At 67.0% G+C, this 14,955-nt stretch carries 12 protein-coding genes and 7 pseudogenes; 7 read left to right on the top strand and 12 right to left on the bottom strand.

The annotated features are described in order from the left end of the window. Window positions 1–71 precede the first annotated feature (71 nt). Window positions 72–1,763: an ISAzo13 family transposase gene (locus AC3IYJ_RS00910; protein WP_489399408.1), complete on the bottom strand. Its 1,692-nt coding sequence runs from the start codon at window positions 1,761–1,763 to the stop codon at window positions 72–74. A gap of 1,116 nt (window positions 1,764–2,879) precedes the next feature. Here AC3IYJ_RS00910 and AC3IYJ_RS00905 point away from each other — a divergent pair. Then, a complete protein-coding gene (locus tag AC3IYJ_RS00905) occupies window positions 2,880–4,154 on the top strand; it encodes a protein-glutamine gamma-glutamyltransferase (protein ID WP_489399407.1) in 1,275 nt (424 codons plus the stop codon). Here AC3IYJ_RS00905 and AC3IYJ_RS00900 read toward each other — a convergent pair. Next, on the bottom strand, window positions 4,093–4,449 hold the full coding sequence (locus AC3IYJ_RS00900; RefSeq protein ID WP_489402647.1) for an IS110 family transposase: 357 nt from the start codon (window positions 4,447–4,449) through the stop codon (window positions 4,093–4,095). The genes AC3IYJ_RS00905 and AC3IYJ_RS00900 overlap by 62 nt on opposite strands. Before the next feature lie 136 nt (window positions 4,450–4,585). Next, a pseudogene (locus tag AC3IYJ_RS00895) lies at window positions 4,586–4,893 on the bottom strand (ATP-binding protein); the annotation flags it as partial. Between AC3IYJ_RS00895 and AC3IYJ_RS00890 the strand changes: the two are divergent. Further along, window positions 4,867–4,953, top strand: a pseudogene (locus AC3IYJ_RS00890) (IS5/IS1182 family transposase); the annotation flags it as partial. The pseudogenes AC3IYJ_RS00895 and AC3IYJ_RS00890 sit on opposite strands and share 27 nt — an antisense overlap. Before the next feature lie 123 nt (window positions 4,954–5,076). On the opposite strand, the gene AC3IYJ_RS00885 reads toward AC3IYJ_RS00890, so the two are convergent. Continuing rightward, window positions 5,077–5,331, bottom strand: coding sequence for a hypothetical protein (locus tag AC3IYJ_RS00885; protein ID WP_489399406.1), 255 nt, complete (start codon window positions 5,329–5,331; stop codon window positions 5,077–5,079). Between the two features lie 453 nt (window positions 5,332–5,784). Here AC3IYJ_RS00885 and AC3IYJ_RS00880 point away from each other — a divergent pair, with 453 nt between their 5' ends. After that, window positions 5,785–6,159 (top strand): hypothetical protein, encoded by a 375-nt coding sequence (locus tag AC3IYJ_RS00880; RefSeq protein WP_489403078.1) that lies wholly within the window; start codon window positions 5,785–5,787, stop codon window positions 6,157–6,159. Window positions 6,160–6,227: 68 nt separating this feature from the next. Here AC3IYJ_RS00880 and AC3IYJ_RS00875 read toward each other — a convergent pair. Continuing rightward, window positions 6,228–6,488: pseudogene (locus AC3IYJ_RS00875) on the bottom strand (transposase); the annotation flags it as partial. Here AC3IYJ_RS00875 and AC3IYJ_RS00870 point away from each other — a divergent pair. Continuing rightward, window positions 6,487–6,759: pseudogene (locus tag AC3IYJ_RS00870) on the top strand (IS6 family transposase); the annotation flags it as partial. The pseudogenes AC3IYJ_RS00875 and AC3IYJ_RS00870 overlap by 2 nt on opposite strands. 76 nt (window positions 6,760–6,835) lie before the next feature. Here the strand turns inward: AC3IYJ_RS00870 and AC3IYJ_RS00865 are convergent. Further along, window positions 6,836–7,924 (bottom strand): annotated as a pseudogene (locus tag AC3IYJ_RS00865) (IS3 family transposase). A 293-nt stretch (window positions 7,925–8,217) separates the two neighbouring features. Here AC3IYJ_RS00865 and AC3IYJ_RS00860 point away from each other — a divergent pair. Beyond that, window positions 8,218–9,290 (top strand): IS630 family transposase gene (locus tag AC3IYJ_RS00860; protein WP_489399405.1). Its coding sequence is split into 2 segments (ribosomal slippage): window positions 8,218–8,728 and window positions 8,728–9,290, totalling 1,074 coding nucleotides; the frame shifts between segments, so codons are not numbered across the junction. Window positions 9,291–9,392: 102 nt separating this feature from the next. Further along, window positions 9,393–9,827, top strand: a pseudogene (locus AC3IYJ_RS00855) (IS1380 family transposase); the annotation flags it as partial. A 264-nt stretch (window positions 9,828–10,091) separates the two neighbouring features. Here the strand turns inward: AC3IYJ_RS00855 and AC3IYJ_RS00850 are convergent. The 3 genes and pseudogenes from AC3IYJ_RS00850 to AC3IYJ_RS00840 all read right to left on the bottom strand — a co-directional run bounded on the left by AC3IYJ_RS00850 (window position 10,092) and on the right by AC3IYJ_RS00840 (window position 11,926). After that, window positions 10,092–11,071: pseudogene (locus AC3IYJ_RS00850) on the bottom strand (IS5 family transposase). Between the two features lie 62 nt (window positions 11,072–11,133). Next, entirely contained in the window at window positions 11,134–11,496 is a 363-nt protein-coding gene (locus AC3IYJ_RS00845; protein WP_489399404.1) for a transposase, read from the bottom strand. A 91-nt stretch (window positions 11,497–11,587) separates the two neighbouring features. After that, entirely contained in the window at window positions 11,588–11,926 is a 339-nt protein-coding gene (locus AC3IYJ_RS00840; protein WP_489399403.1) for an ArsR/SmtB family transcription factor, read from the bottom strand. 111 nt (window positions 11,927–12,037) lie between these two features. On the opposite strand from AC3IYJ_RS00840, the gene AC3IYJ_RS00835 reads away from it, so the two are divergent. Further along, complete coding sequence (locus AC3IYJ_RS00835; RefSeq protein ID WP_489399402.1) at window positions 12,038–13,015, top strand: quinone oxidoreductase family protein; 978 nt, start codon at window positions 12,038–12,040, stop codon at window positions 13,013–13,015. 843 nt (window positions 13,016–13,858) lie between these two features. Here the strand turns inward: AC3IYJ_RS00835 and AC3IYJ_RS00830 are convergent. From AC3IYJ_RS00830 to AC3IYJ_RS00820, 3 genes are read right to left on the bottom strand one after another with little or no spacing between them, the layout of a single operon-like run. Beyond that, window positions 13,859–14,215, bottom strand: a complete 357-nt coding sequence (locus tag AC3IYJ_RS00830; protein WP_489399401.1) for a hypothetical protein — start codon at window positions 14,213–14,215, stop codon at window positions 13,859–13,861. Next, window positions 14,212–14,583, bottom strand: coding sequence for a DUF6247 family protein (locus AC3IYJ_RS00825; RefSeq protein ID WP_489399400.1), 372 nt, complete (start codon window positions 14,581–14,583; stop codon window positions 14,212–14,214). Before AC3IYJ_RS00825 ends, AC3IYJ_RS00830 begins: the two co-directional genes overlap by 4 nt. Further along, complete coding sequence (locus tag AC3IYJ_RS00820) at window positions 14,580–14,840, bottom strand: hypothetical protein (protein WP_489399399.1); 261 nt, start codon at window positions 14,838–14,840, stop codon at window positions 14,580–14,582. The genes AC3IYJ_RS00825 and AC3IYJ_RS00820 overlap by 4 nt, the downstream gene beginning before the upstream one ends. Window positions 14,841–14,955 lie beyond the last annotated feature (115 nt).

Raw genomic sequence — 14,955 nt, 5'->3', positions numbered from 1 at the left:
TGGAGCCCTGCAAGATCACCAACAGCATCACATCTGTGAACCTGTTGTTTAGCGTTAGGGCGTGCAGATCTTTAACTCGTCGTTTTGACCTTGGTCTGGGTGGAGTCGGGAGCGAGGAACGTTGCGACGTCGGCTGGTGTGCGAAGGCGGGCGGTAGAGGGGGTGATGTGGTGACCGTGTGCTTCCAGGAGTGGTCGGACCTCCTGTTTCGCGCGGCTGATGGTCATGGCGGTGACGTCGAAGAGTTGGCCGAGTAGGTCCATGGTCGCGAGTTTCCGCAGGTGGAGCACGGTGGCCAGGACCCGGTCGGCTGGGGTGAGCTTGGCTTTGGCACCTGCGCCAGGGGCCATCAGACGCTCGTGACCGCGACGTGTTCGGAGCACTTGCTCGCGTTGAAGTTCCAGCGCTGGAGTCAGCGTGGCGATGAGCTCGCTGAGTTGTTGGCGGGTCATCCCGGTCAGTTCTGGGTCCTGCAGTGAACACCGTGTGAGGCGAGGCGGTCTGTTCGCCGGGGCCTGGACTGACGTGTTCTCGGTCGTCGCCGCGTCCATCGGATGCTGGGGGTGGAGGGTGTAGTTCCAGTCGCCGTGGAAGCGGTGCCGGGTGATCGGCAGGGCGGCGATCTCGTCGTCGCTGACCTGGATGCCGGTGGGGTAGGGGTTGGTGTCGAGTTCGGCGTGCACGGTCAGGCCGGTTTTGGTCGTGGTCGCCGCGATGCTCTCGACGATGACTTCGTGGCTGGTCAGCGGCCTTCCACGCCAGTTCATGGTGATGTGGGAGAACAGCCGGTGCTCGATCCGGTTCCACTTGGAAGTGCCGGGAGGCAGGTGGCAGACGGTGACCGTCATGCCGGCCTCGGCAGCAAACCTGGCAAGTTCGGTCTTCCAGGTGCGGGTGCGATAGCCGTTGGAGCCGCCCGCGTCGGCGGTGATCAGCAGTCGGCCGGCCGTCGGGTAGGTGGCCCGTCCGGTGGCGTTCCACCAACGGCGGATCGATTCGACGGCGAACGCGGCGGTGTCGTGGTCGGTGCCCACGTTGACCCAGCCGGTGTTCGCGGCGACGTCGTAGATGCCGTAGGGCACTGCTCTGCCCAGCTCGCGGTCGGGGAAGTCGTGGGTGTCGACTCGCACCGGCTCGCCTCTCGGCTCCCACTCACGGCCGTTGTTCTTGAATGGGCCGACCAGTTCCTTCTTCTTCGTGTCCACGCTGATCACAGGAGCCCCGCAGTCCTGATGGCCGCGGGCCTGCTCGTTGAGGTACTGGAACTGTGCGTCCCGGTCGGGGTGCTGCTTGCCTTCCAGCGTCTTGGCGTTGCTCTGCAGGCTGAAGCCCTCCTCGCGCAGGAGGTCGCCCACCGTGTCCGCGGAGATCCTGTGGCCCTGTCGGGTCAGCTGCTCAGCGAGCTTGCGCGTGGATTTGGTAGTCCAGCGCAGCGGCGACATGGGATCTCCGCGGACGTCGGGCTCGACCAGCGCAAGAAGTGCCTCCCGAACAGCCGGGTTCCGCTCGGCGACGCGTTTGCGTCCGGCACCGGGCCGGCGGACGCGTCCCAAGGGGGCCTCTCCGGAGCCGAGTTCCCGTACTCCGGCAGACACCGTGGCCTCACGGACACTGGCGGCACGAGCGACCGCTCGGATCCCGCCATGGCCGAGAGACTGGGCCTCCGCCCCTATCAGCAGGCGACGCTGCCGCTCATCCAGATGCGGCAAAATCACCGCGAACTTGGCTGCCAGCACGGCCCGTTGCCCTTTCAACCCGCTCATGCCAGACCAACGAACCACCGAGTGGAAAGCTACGAGTTAAAGATCTGCACGCCCTTAGCGTTCAGCCTGTGCGCCCTCCGCACCGATGGAGCTCCTCAACTCCGAACGTATGCCTCACAGGCGATCGACGGCGGCGCGGTCCGCACCCCCTCGACCCACCCTTCCCTTCCCGCCGCCGGTCAACCCGGCCGAACCCCAAGGCATCGAGGCGAAGAACTCCTCGAACCAGCCCCACCCCACACCTGCGGTCGGCGTCCCGATGGAGGCTGATGAGGCACTATCGGCCGTTTCCCGGTGAGGGAAGAGGGCGCGGTAGCCCTCATGGTCCGATGGGGCAGTCGAGCGGCCACTGCGGAGAGTGGCGGAGATCCGATGGTTCCCTCTGGGACAGTGGCTTCTTCGGTCGTGCCCCAAGCCCCGCTTGAGCGCCGCCGGCGATCGGCTCCGCCCCTGCGTTCTGGGCCTCGGTACCGGCCTCACTACAGATCGTGGCGCAGGGGTTGGGGGAAGGTCACGGCGTCGCATACGCGGATCCAACGGGCCCGGGTCGATGACCGGTTCACACCCTGTCTGACGGCGTGGCCGGATCTGTGGCCGGGGTGTTGTCGAGGCGCCGGCAGGGGAGCCATGATCCTTTCTCGTACAACCCGACTACCCATTCGGGGGGCTGAGAAGTGATGCGTAACTCCCTTCTGCGGGGCGGAGTCGGGAGGCCGACGGGCTCTGCGCCGAGGGCTCGGCGGGCGCCGCGGAGGAGAGACCGGGTCTGACACCGTCGGACGACGTCAGACTGGGTGGATGTTCTGAATCGGCTGTTGTTCAGCGCAGTGAAGCCTTACACCTCTGCTGTGCAACATCCTGCTCGCACAAGGTCGTTGACTCTGCGCAGTTCGGCAGGGTCGGCAAGAGTCACCGCCTCGGGGGTGTCACTCCTGCTCGTGTTTCCGGTCCCGGGCCGCGACCAGGGTCATCCGAGCGGCGACCGGCACGGCCAGCACGTCACTGCCGCACTGCACAGCCTTGACGCCCTCCTCTGTTGGGCATCGACGCTGCGCGCTCTCTCTGCACTGTGTTTGCTACGCGGCTTCTCGCGGGCTCCCCCTTCAATTCATCGTATTGGAGTTTTTGATCTTCATGTACAAACGCCCGAAATACCTCTCCCCCATCGTTGTGGGCATGGTGATGTGTACCGCTGGCTTCATACCATCGGCCAGCCACGCCGCCGACGGTTCGACCGTGGAGAAGTCAGGGTCCTACGCCGAAAACCACGGCCTGACCGCCGACGACATCAGGCGCATCAATGAATTGAACGTGAAGGCTTTGAACCTGGGGCAGCCCGGATCGCCCTCCGGATGGGCGTCGCCGAGCGCTGCCGACTCCTTCAGGGCTGCCGCGCTGGCCGACGACATTGAGACCCCACCGGCCGAGCCGCTGGACAAGATGCCCGATGCATACCGGGCCTACGGAGGCAGGGCCTCGACACCGGTCGGGAACTACATACGCAAGTGGCAGCAGGTCTACAGTCAGCGCGACGGCTGGTTACAGCAGATGACCGAAGAGCAGCGGGAACGGCTGGCTTACGGCTGCGTCGGCGTCACCTGGGTGAATTCTGGAACTTATCCGACGAACAAGCTGGGTTTCTCGTACTTCGACGATAAAAAATACAAGGAAACCCTAAAGAACACCAGCCCCCGCCCGGGTGAAACGCAGGCAGAATTCGAAGGGCGTGTAGCCAAACGGAGCTTCGATGAAGAGAAGGGCTTCAAGCGGGCTCGCGATGTAGCAGCCACCATGAACAAGGCCCTGGAAGGCTCCCGCGACGAGGGGGCCTACCTCACCAAGCTCAAGGCGGAGCTCTCCAAGAGCAACGACGCTCTGCTCAACGAGGACGGTCGCTCGAACTTCTACACGGCGCTGAGGAACACACCGTCGTTCAGGGACAGTGCCGGGGGCAACAACGACCCCTCCAAAATGAAGGCGGTCATCTACTCGAAGCACTTCTGGAGCGCGCAGGACCCGCGTACTTCCTCTGACAAGAGGAAGTACGGCGACCCCGACGGCTTCCGCCCCAGCCAGGCCACTGGTCTCGTCGACATGTCGAAGGACAGGAACACCTCGCGCAGCCCCGCCGAGCCCGGCGAAACCTACATCAACTTCGACTACGGATGGTTCGGCGACCAGAAGGAAGCCGCCGCGGACAAGACCATCTGGACCCACGCCAACCACTACCACTCGCCCAACGGTGACATGGGGCCCATGGATGTGTACGAGAGCAGGTTCCAGAACTGGGCCTCCGGATACACGGACTTCGACCGCGGGGCCTACATGGTCACCTTCGTGCCCAAGAGCTGGAGCACCGCGCCCGACAAGGTGATCCAGGGCTGGCAATAGCGACCGGGAGCCGGCCAGGCGGCCGGATTCTCGGCCGGTGAGGACAGGAGTGGCTCGGGCCCGCTCGCCCGAGCCACTCGTGCGCCGACCCGCATCCCCCTACACCGCGAGGCGGGGGCTTTCCTGTCGCTTGGGCTTCCCACCCCGCGGCCCGGACGATCTCGGTGCGCCGGCGGGTCAGGTCACGCAGCTCTCGGACTGCCCGCTCAGGGACGAAGGAGGCCATCACCATCCCGGACGCGCCGGCGCGGGCCAGGAACGCCGCGTCGTTCGGATCGGTCTTGCGGCCGCGGATGCCCTTGAGGTGGGCGGGGTTGGCCGCGGGTGGTGGCCTGTCGGTCTTCGGTGAGGCGGAACAGGCGCTAGCTTGGCCACGCGGTTGCGGAGACCGGACTGCTGTGGCCGGGCCGATGCTCCCGCCGCCCTCTCGGCGGACGACGCGCCGGGCCCCATTTGCTGGTCAGCCGTCCTGCCGCTTCAGAGGCTTTGAGGTTGCGGACCATGTCGTCGAGGCTGGTGAAGTAGATCGAGTAGCCAGCCCGGCAGGCCGCGACCGCCAGAGCGATCGCAATGTGGGTTTTGCCGACCCCGGGCGGCCCGAGCAGGGCCGCGTTGGCCTTGGCCTCGACGAAGGACAGGGTGGCGAGGTCCTTGACCTTGCGCGGGTCGAGTCCGGCTGGAACGAAGAGTCATACTCGTCCAGCGTCTTGTGGTGCGGCCGCAGGGCGGCGGAACGCAGGACACGCCTGACGAGACGCTGTTCGCCGCGATCGTCTACGTGCTGGTCAGCGGCTGCGCCCTCGCACGCGGACACGGTGGGCGCCCTGAACGTTCTACGGGCCGGGCTGGTCCGTCGCCAAGCCCATCCGGCATAGCGAGAAGCCCCCTTGTTTAGGAGGGGGAGGAGTCACGATGTCAGTGGCTATGCAGGAGAGCTTGATCCCGGTGTCCTCCACCTCCTTTCCAGCTGCAGCACGGTGCACGTCCGCAGCCAGGTGAGGTCCCGCAGGTGACGGACCGGCTCCGGCGGGACGAAAGGGGCCAGCAGCAGCACGCACTCGGTCGGCTGGCACAGCCGGGCGGCATCGTTGACATCGGTCTTGCGGCCCGGCACCGCCTTGGCGTCCCGGGCGGCCGCCAGGGCCCGCGACCTGTCGACGTCGATCCGGTCGGACACGAGCCGCGCGAAGACATGATGGGTGCCTGATGAGTGGCCGGCGCTGCGTAGGCGCTCCGGGGCTGTAGCACGTAGGGCGCACTTAGCGGGCGGCGTGCGCCCCCCAAGTGCGCTGATTGCTGCTTTATATCACGCGATATGCCTTGCTTCGGAGAGAGATGAGGCTCACCTTGAGAATCTAAGGCGCTAGATTCCGCGTGTTGCTCATTTATCCATATCAGCCCCTCGAAGATCACGTGGGGGGGGCGACACCAGGAAAACGCACGGCGTTTTGTCAAAATAGAGCGAAAGGGACGCTTCATTATGGGTAGACATGGCAGAAAATCGCTTGCAGTAGGGCTCGCCCTCGGGGTCTGTGCCCTGATGGCTAGTGGCTCTTCGGCTGAGGCCAGCAGCGGTAATGGTATTCCGCCGTCATGCAGTGGCACTGAGCACATCACGTACAATCCGGGATTGCGGTTGTTTTCACAGGATATTCACTACAGCGGAATCGACAGCTATACGTGCGACAATGGTCTCACGCTGACATTGAATTTCGATGGAGCGGCCGCACTTTCGTGCGCAAATCCGCTGAGCGCAGTCAGCGGCACTGCGCCCATGCAATGGGGTGACGGAGAAACCAGCACCTGGGAGTGGTCCACGACTGTGACCAATAGTGCCGGTGTGCAAATCATTACCACGACGGGGACCATCATCGCGGGCAAGTTCCAAGGGCACGAAGCCATCCAAGTTATTAGCGAGACGCCTCCGTTGTCGAATTTGCTGTCGTGCTTGAATTCACCGGGAGTCACATCTCAAAGCGGCATATCTGCGTTCCAGGTGGTGTGATTGGGGTTAAAGGCTGTCCCGTAAATGATCTCTGCGTGGGCCTCGGCTGTGGGCGGTCGAGATGCGAGGTGGGACCGGTTGGGTTCCTCTTTCCAGTCCGGGAGTTTGGCCTGGCCCCTACGCTTCCTGTGCGGGATGACCAGTCCGGTGCCCCGGTAGCCGCCGTCGGCGATCGTGTTGGTCTTGCCGGCGGCGGCCTTGGCACCGGATTCCTCTCAGCCGCGGGAGTCGTGGCGGTTGCCCGGCAGCGGCCGGCCGATCACCACGACGAGACGGGTGTCCGCGTCGATGACGACCTGGTGGGCGGTGGAATACCGGTAACCGTTCGTGTCGTCCACGGTGCCGTCGTACGCGAACCACCGGTACCCGGTCGAGGTGATCTCGCACTGCGTGTGGCGGTACTTCCGCTTCCCGCTGAGCTTCCGTGAGGTCGAGGAGCTGATGCTGGAACGCGGCGTCGTCGTCTCCTTCGAGACGATCCGGAGGTGGTGTCTGAAGTTCGGCCAGGCCTATGCCGGGTCTCTGCGCCGGCGACGCCCGCAGCCCGGCGACACATGGCACTTGGACGAGGTGTTCATCAAGGTCCAAGGGGTGCGGAAGTAACTATGGCGGACCGTGGACGCCGACGGCAGCGTCCTGGACATCGGGGCTTTCCCGTGATCGTGGACACCGTTTGCTATGCGGCGGTGGTCAGCGTAGTTGATCGTTGTTCGTAAGTGACGGGGCTGATCTGGCCGAGGCGGGAGTGTCTTCTTCGGGTGTTGTAGCGGGTCGTCCATCGGAAGACCGCGAGCCGCGCCTCACGGGGCCCGTTCCACCGTTTCCGGCCCTGGAGCGTCTCGCGTTTCATGGTCGCGTTCAGGCTCTCCGCGGCGGCGTTGTCCGCGCTCGTGCCACCGCGCCGCGCAGGCCGTCGGCGCCGCGGGCCGCCGCGGCGGCCCTGAGCGCGTCGGTGACCAGCGAGGTGCGCATGTGGTCGGAGATCGACCAGCCTGCCAGCCGCTTCGAGCACAGGTCCAGCACCGTCGCCAAATACAGGAACTGGCTCGCTCCAACCGGGAGATGCGTTTTGTCGCCCACGTACTTGGTGTTCGGCGCCTGGGCGGTGAAGTCGCGCCGCAGCAGGTCCGGAACCGGTGTCGCCGACGGCTCGGGAATGGTGGTGCGGACCTTCTTGCGCAGGTGCAGTCCCACGATGTTGAACGTGCGCATGACGCGCTCGACACGCTTGTGAGTGACCCGCCGGCCGGTGTCCTTCGGCTCGGCAGTAACACGCGGGACCCGGTAGGTGCTGTCGGATTCCCGGTGGATCCGGGCGATGTCTTCAGCGGGCTCGGCATCCGCCCGGGCCCGGGCGGCCCTCGCGTCCGCGCCGCCGCCCACCGGTAGAAGCCGCAGCGGGAGACCTTCAGCATCCGGCCCAGCCGCTTGACACCGAAGGCGCCACGATGATCATCGACGAACTGAAAGCGGCTGCTCACCAGCTGGTCTCGGCAGCAGAATACTTCGCGGCCCTCCGCAGGATCGCCCGCTCGGGCTCGAGTTCCTTCACCCGCGCCCTCAGCTGCCGGTTCTCCTTCTCCATGGCGGCGGCCTCCTCCGCCCCGGGCCTGGCTGCCTGCTCAGCGTCCCGCACCCACGTGCGGAGCGTCTCGTGGTTGATGCCCACGTCCTTGGCCACCGAGGCGTACGTACCACCCGGACTGGCGTGGTGCAGCGCGACGGCATCGGCCCGGAACTCAGGCGAGTACTTCGACGTCCCCAACGGGAACCCCTGTCCTATGGACCCTCACGATCCAATGATCAGGGTGTCCGCGATCACGGGGAAACGCCCGCCCATCCGTTGCCCGGCAATGCAGCCGTCGGCGGCACTGGCGGCTCCGAACGACAAGATCCAACAAATGGCGCCCCCGGTGCCATAAGGATCACCTGGGGTTGAGGTGACTGCTCAGTCCCGATCCACCGCTAACCTCAATACCGGCCGGTATTGCCGCTACTGAGGATTTCGGGTTGTCGTCGGGTGGTGACGGTTCATGATCCTTGCGGTATGCAGGTGGTATGCGTTATCCGGAGGGTGGGGGCCTGACTGCTGAGCGTCGGGCGTTTCGTGAGGGGATCCGGCTTCAGGCCGGCGAGCGGTTCGTGGCGGGTGAGAAGACCGCCGTGATCGCGAAGGAACTGCGGGTGAGTGTGCGGTCGGTGGAACGCTGGCGTCGTGCCTGGCGCGAGGGCGGCATCGAGGCCCTGCGCTCGACGGGCCCGGCAAACTCCCCGACCGTCACCAATACCCAGTTCGCCGTGCTCGAGGAGGAACTCGGCAAGGGCCCCTCAGCGCACGGCTTCGAGGATGAACGCTGGACCTTGGTCCGGGTCCAGACGGTGATCCGTCGCCGGCTGCGGCTGACGCTGTCGGTCGCGACGGTGTGGCGGCTGCTGAAACGGCACGGCTGGTCCTGGCAGGCGCCCGCCCGCAGAGCACTCGAGCGCGACGAGCACGCGATCGAGCTGTGGAAGAAGGAGGTCTGGCCGCAGGTAAAAGCCTCGCGGCGGCGTCCGGGGCATGGCTCGTCTTCGAGGACGAAGCCGGCTTCTCCATGACTCCGCCGCGTGCCCACACCTGGGGCCGGCGCGGACACACCCCCGTCATCCGCGTCCGCGGCCGCTCCCGCCGCCGGACCTCGGTCGCCGCCCTGTGCTGCTACAAACCCGGCGAGCCGAGCCGCCTCATCCACCGGCCCCGCAACCATCTCCTGCTCAAGGGCGCCCGCAAGAGCTTCTCCTGGCAGGACTACCGCGACCTGCTGGTACGGGCACATATCCAGCTCGGCGGACCCATCGTGGTGATTTGGGACAATCTCAACACCCATCTGGCCGCCGGGCTGAAACGCTACGAAGCCGAACACGACTGGCTCACCACCATCCGCCTCCCGGCATACGCACCAGACCTGAACCCGGTCGAAGCCGTCTGGTCCCTCGTGCGCAGAGCCACGGCCAACACCGCCTTCGGAACCCCAGACGACCTCGACCGCAAACTCCGCCGCGAGTTACGCAGAATCCAGCTCCGACCCCACCTTATCGACGGCTGCCTCACCGCCACCGGCCTGGCCATCAACCCACCGACCCCACCCTGAAAACCTCAGTAACCTCGCCGTTTCGGTTGGGTACGGCAGCTGGTGAGGCGGAAACGTGAAAGTGCCTTCCTGACCTGGAACGATGAACCTTGCTGAGGGGTTCTGTCGGTCCAGGCGGAGGGTGCTTTCTACGTGCAGGCTGTCGGGTTGCGTCCCAAGGCCCATGTCAGCGCCGATGGTTCGGGGGTGGTCGGGCATGTCGGGGCGCGGTTGCTGGCGGATCTCGCTGATGCCACTGGGCTGACCGCCGCGTACTCCGCCGCTCTCAGGCCGCTTCGGCCGCGCGGGAGCGGACACGATCCGGGACGGATCGCCACCGATCTGGCGGTGATGCTCGCCGACGGAGGTGCGGCCATCGCGTACCTGGCAGTACTGCGCGATCAAGGCGAGATGTTCGGCCCCGTCGCCTCGACACCGACGGCCTGGCGACTGCTCGCAGACACCGGCGAGAGGACACTGACCGCGCTGCGCTCGGCCCGTGCGCAGGCCTGGGAAGTCGCCTGGCTGCAAGCCGCCGAGCAAGGTGAGGGCATACCCACCGGGCCACCGACAACGTGACAACGCCCACCGACCAGTTCACCCCGATTGAGCCGGCGGACTGCCGCCAGCACATGGGTCGAATTGGTCCGGACCCGGCCACGGCGTTTGACCAGGCCCGCGGCCGCGAGACGTTCGACCCTCACAGTCAGCAGCCGGTCCGCGCGATCCCCTTCGGCCAGCCGGTCGCGGAACTCACTCAGCACTGAGAAGTCGAAGCCCGCGTCGTCCAGTTCCAGGCCTAGGGCCTGTGTGATGTCGTGATCAGTTGGCGGCTTTGAGGAGGTCGTCGATCCAGATCATGGCGGCGCGGAGGTGGAGGCCGGCGAGGTAGCTGTCTGGGGTTTTGTCGTAGCGGGTGGCGATCCCTCGCCAGGCTTTCAGCTTGTTGATCAGGCGTTCGACGGTGTTCCGTTCCTTGTAGAGGTCGGCGTCGTGGACGATGGGCCGGCCGCCCCGGCAGCCCTTCTTCTTGCGGTTGGCGGCCTGGTCTCGTTTCTCCGGGATGACGGCCTTGATTCCGCGTTTGCGCAGGTAGGCGCGATTGCCACGGGACGAGTACGCCTTGTCCGCGGCGACCGCACCAGGTGTCGTGCGGGGGCGGCCGACCGGCAGGCGGACTCTGACCTTCGCGAGTACGGGGACGAACTGCGGACTGTCCCCGGCCTGCCCGGCGGTCAGGACCAGCGCGAGCGGACGGCACCTGCGGTCCGCGGCGAGATGAATCTTGCTGGTGAGGCCGCCGCGGGACCTGCCGAGCAGGGCTTCCTTCAGTCGGAGCCTGTGTCTGCGCCGGATGCGTCGGCGTTCGTCCTGTCCGTTCTGTTCCTCCGTGCTGCCCCCTTTTGCCGGGCTGTCTCCTGCTCCTGCACGGCGTCTTCCAGGGCCTTCATGAGGTGCTTGCTGACGCGGAGCCCTGCGGCGTCGTGGTGGGCGCGGACCGTGGTGGAGTCCACGCTGACCAGCGACAAGTCCGTCCTGCCCACCCGGGCACCCTCGGCGATCAGGCCTTCCAGCAGGGCCGTGAACACCCCGGCGTCCCGCCACACGCGGAAGCGTCCGTAGACAGTGGCCCAGGGGCCGAACTCGGCAGGCATCTCCCGCCACTGCCCACTGGAACGGAACCGCCAGATCACACCCTCGAACTGCTCCCGCAACCGCTCCGGATACGGCCCGTACCTACCGATCGGCAGATACGGCTCGATGAACTTCCACTGGGCATGGGTGAGTTGCCTACGCGTCACAACCCCAGTCCTACCTGATTCCACCCCTCAAACAGGCCAGAACCCAGCAGTTGATCACGACATCACACAGGCCCTAGGCAGTACTTCCAGTCCAGACGGCACCGGACGACCTCCGCCACCTGCTGATCGGTCAGGTTCTCCGTGTATTGCAGCACCGATACCAGCGCGAGCCGGGCCGGCGACAGGCCAGGGCGCCCATCCGCCGGATACCAAGCAGCGAAATCCTCGTCGACGAACAACTCGTCCAGGCGATCACGGATCCACATCGCCGCAGTGCCCCGCGGATTGCTCGCCCTGGCCATCTTCACGGTCAGCGGCGGAACCACCCGACCCGAACCGCACCCCATTGCCATCCCGGCCCCTCCGACCGGCAGAACCACCCCGCCCGACAACAGCTGCACAACGACCGTCAGCACGAACAGCATGCCGAGCAGGATTCACCCCACCGAGCGAAGATCACCAACAGCATTCGGAAAGTGAGTCAGAACCAAATTCTGCGGGTGCATTGACACCTGTTCAGTCGTCGGGGCGAAGGGCCAGGTCCAGGAGGCCGGGGAAGCGGGCGTCGAACTCCTCGCGGCGCAGCCGGTTGAGGCGTTTGGTGCCCTGGTCGCGTTGTTCGACGAGGCCGGCGTTGCGCAGGACGGTGAAGTGGTGGCTCTTTGCGGCTCTGCCGATGGGTACGTCGAAGTTGCTGCAGCTGAGCATCCAGTCGGCGTGGCCCGCCAGGTCGCGGATCAGCTGCATGCGTACCGGGTCCGCGAGTGCGGACAGCGCGGTGAGCAGGGTGACGTCGGCGGGATGTGTGTGCACGGGCGCGGGGCGGTGCCCTCCGGCTTCGGCGTGCTCCGACATCCTCTTCCTCCTGTGCGGCCATCACACCCGTATATTTGCGGATTGTTCGGTTTCCACCTTACATTGCTGATGTTCGCTTCCGATTGAACATTGATGGAGGGTGGTCCGAGGATGCGCGCAGTCGAGTTCCAGGAGTTAGGCGGCCCCGAGGTGTTGCAGCTCGTGCAGGCACCGGTGCCCAGGCCGGGCCCGGGCCAGGTGACCATCGACGCCGCCTGGGCAGGGGTGAACTTCGCGGACGTGAAGGCGCGCGCCGAGGGCTATCGGGTGACGTCGCTGCCCTACCGCCCTGGCCTGGAGGTTTCCGGCCGTATCCGGTCTGTCGGCGAGGGCGTCGAGGGGCTGCGGGTGGGGCAGGAGGTGGCCGCGCTCGTCGAGGGCGGCGGCTACGCCGAGGTGGTCCTCGCCGAAGCCGCCGGCGTGTACAGGCTGCCCGACGCGCTGGACCTGCGGACCGCGGCTACCGTGCCGACTGTGCTGCCGACCGCCCATGCCCTGGTCCACGAGGTGGGGCGGCTGCGCGCCGGGGAGAGCCTGCTGGTGCACGGCGCGGCGGGCGGTATCGGCACGGCGGTCGGGCAGCTGGCCCGGGCAGCGGGCGCCGGTAAGGTCTACGGTGTGGTCTCCACCAACGCCAAGGCCGAATACGCCCTCCGACACGGCTACGACGAGGTGTTCCGGGCCGACACCTTCGCCGAGGACGTTCGCCGCGCCACCGGCGGCAGGGGGGTCGACCTGGTCCTCGACCCGGTGGGTGGTGACACGCTGCACCGCGGGCTGGACGTGCTGGCCGTCTTCGGGCGCCTGGTGTCGTTCGGCAACGCCGGCGGCGCCGAGCCCTGGCGGGTCGGGCAGCCCGAACTGTATGCGCAGGCCCACGCCATCGGCGGCTTCTCTGTGCTGGCGCTCGCCCAGGCGGCACCCGATGCCGTACGCGCCCTGACCGAACGCGCACTGCGCGCGGCTTCCGAAGGCGTGGTGTCCCTGCCCGTCACCGCCGAATTCCCCCTGTCCGACGCGGCCAGCGCCCACCGGCTCATGGGCGGACGCACCTCCACCGGCAAGCTGCTGCTGCGCGTCACCGGCTGACTGCGTACGCCCGGGGAGACAGCCCGACAAGCCGTTGATCATGTCGGTGCCGGTTCTGTACGGTCAACGGCTCTGTCCCGTTCACGGACCCCCGGGGCCTCCACTTCGCTGACCTCCCAGCTCAACGACGAGCAAGGTGGCGTGTCACGCCCAGTCCACGCCCAGCTTCGTGAGGGCGCGAGCTGGTCGGCCGTGAGCTTGTCGCGCCGGCTCCTGGTGTTGGAGACCCACACGCCCAGCTTCACGACCACCGGCTCCGCTTCGCCGTCGAGCGCGATCTCCTCGCCGTGGGCGCGGGGCGATTGTTCCATGGGGCCGCCGGGCGTGGTCACGTTGTCGGCGGCATGGTTGGCCGAAGGTGCGTCTGGGTCGGGGGCGGTCTGGGGTTTAGACACCTCATGTCGTTGTAGTGGGTGCGTGTTTTGAGACAGCCGTGGAGGATCCCGACGAGGCGGTTGCCGAGTTGGCGGAGGTCGGGGTTGCAGCCCGCTTCGCGGGCACGTTGTTTGTCGCAGTAGCGGCGGGAACCGGGGGAGGCGCGCAGGGCGGCGAATGCCTGGGTTTGGAGGGCGTCGGCGAGGCGGTTGTTGCGGCCGTAGCGGGACTGGACGGTGTGGCTCTTGCCGGAGGCCCTGGTGAATCGGACTAGATTTGCCGGTCCTGGGCCGACGATCGCCCTTCGGGCACCCGGTGGCCTGCTCGTGGGCGCGGACGATGGCGGAGTCGACTGACATGAACCGGTCGATGTCGCCCGCGGCGTCGGCTTGCGCCTGCGCGGCATGAAGGATCCTGCCCCGATCGGCCCTGAGACGGTGCCGGCCGCAGGACCCGAGGACCGCGGCCTCAAGCGCCGACGCCGGCTGCCGGCGACGGACACCGTCCCCCATCCCGGCCCGGCACCGGTTGGATCGGACTTGTTCTACAGGTCGGTGTACGGGGGATGACGCGGACGATGGCGATGAGCTGGAGGCGGGGGAGGGGCAGGGCGTAGAACCAGCCGTCGGACAGCAGCGGGATACGGCGCAGCCCTCCGGGAACGCCGCGGCGCGTTCCGTCGCCGATGTCGGTGACATCCACGCCGACTTCGGCCAGGGCCACGAGTTCGTGGGCCAGCCGTTCCACCTCGGTGGCGACAGGGGCGGGCAGACCTTTGACGACGTGCTCGGCGTCCGGGTCGTACTCCCACCGCCAGCGGCTCAAGACTCCCCGCCGTGCTCGATACCGGCCTCGGCGGCGGCCTTGTCCAGGATCCGGCCGATCTCGGAGGCGATCACCCGGCCTTCCTCGGGGTCGGTGACGTGGCCGGCACGGGCCTCAAGGTGCCGCAGACGGGCGGCCAGCTCGGGGTGCCGTTCGATCGCGACGTGCAGCGCCCACTGGCGCAGAAAGCGTCGTACGGGCGCCGAGCTGACCTCCTGGCGGGCCCGGGCGACGGCCGCGGCGCGTTCTGCGTCGAAGGTGGCCACGGCGTCGGGCGCGATCCGTGTGAGTGCGGCCCGCAGATCCTCGACGGTGGCTGCCGGCTGGGGAACGCCCGAGTCATGGGGGTGTTCGGCGGCGGTACTCATGCTGCGTCCTGCCGGTCGCGCCGGTGGGCGGCGGCCAGGGTGGAGACGTGCTGACGGGACCAGCCGACCCGGGCGGCGACCGCCGCGGGCCCGCCCCGCTCATAGCGGGCCGCGATTCGCCCGGCCGCCTCACCAAGGGCCGTGCGCGCCAGCTCCAGCGCGGTAGAGGCCTCGTCGACCTGGCGGGCCAAGCGGTCCAGCTCGTCCTCCTCGAGGGGGTCCAGTGTCAGACGGGGCAGGCGTGGGGGAGTGGTCATAGGACGAGCCTGCCCCACCGCACCCGCAAACGCATGCGCGCTTGACAACAGTGGTTGTCCAGCTGCGTCTGGTGACGGCACCGCACCCCGCGAGCAGGAGGCGTGAGTAAGGTCT

It is taken from the genome of Streptomyces sp. GL_140 (genome assembly GCF_057834465.1).
The sequence above is the reverse complement of the archived record's forward strand: the minus strand, read 5'-3'. Positions and strand labels throughout refer to the sequence as shown.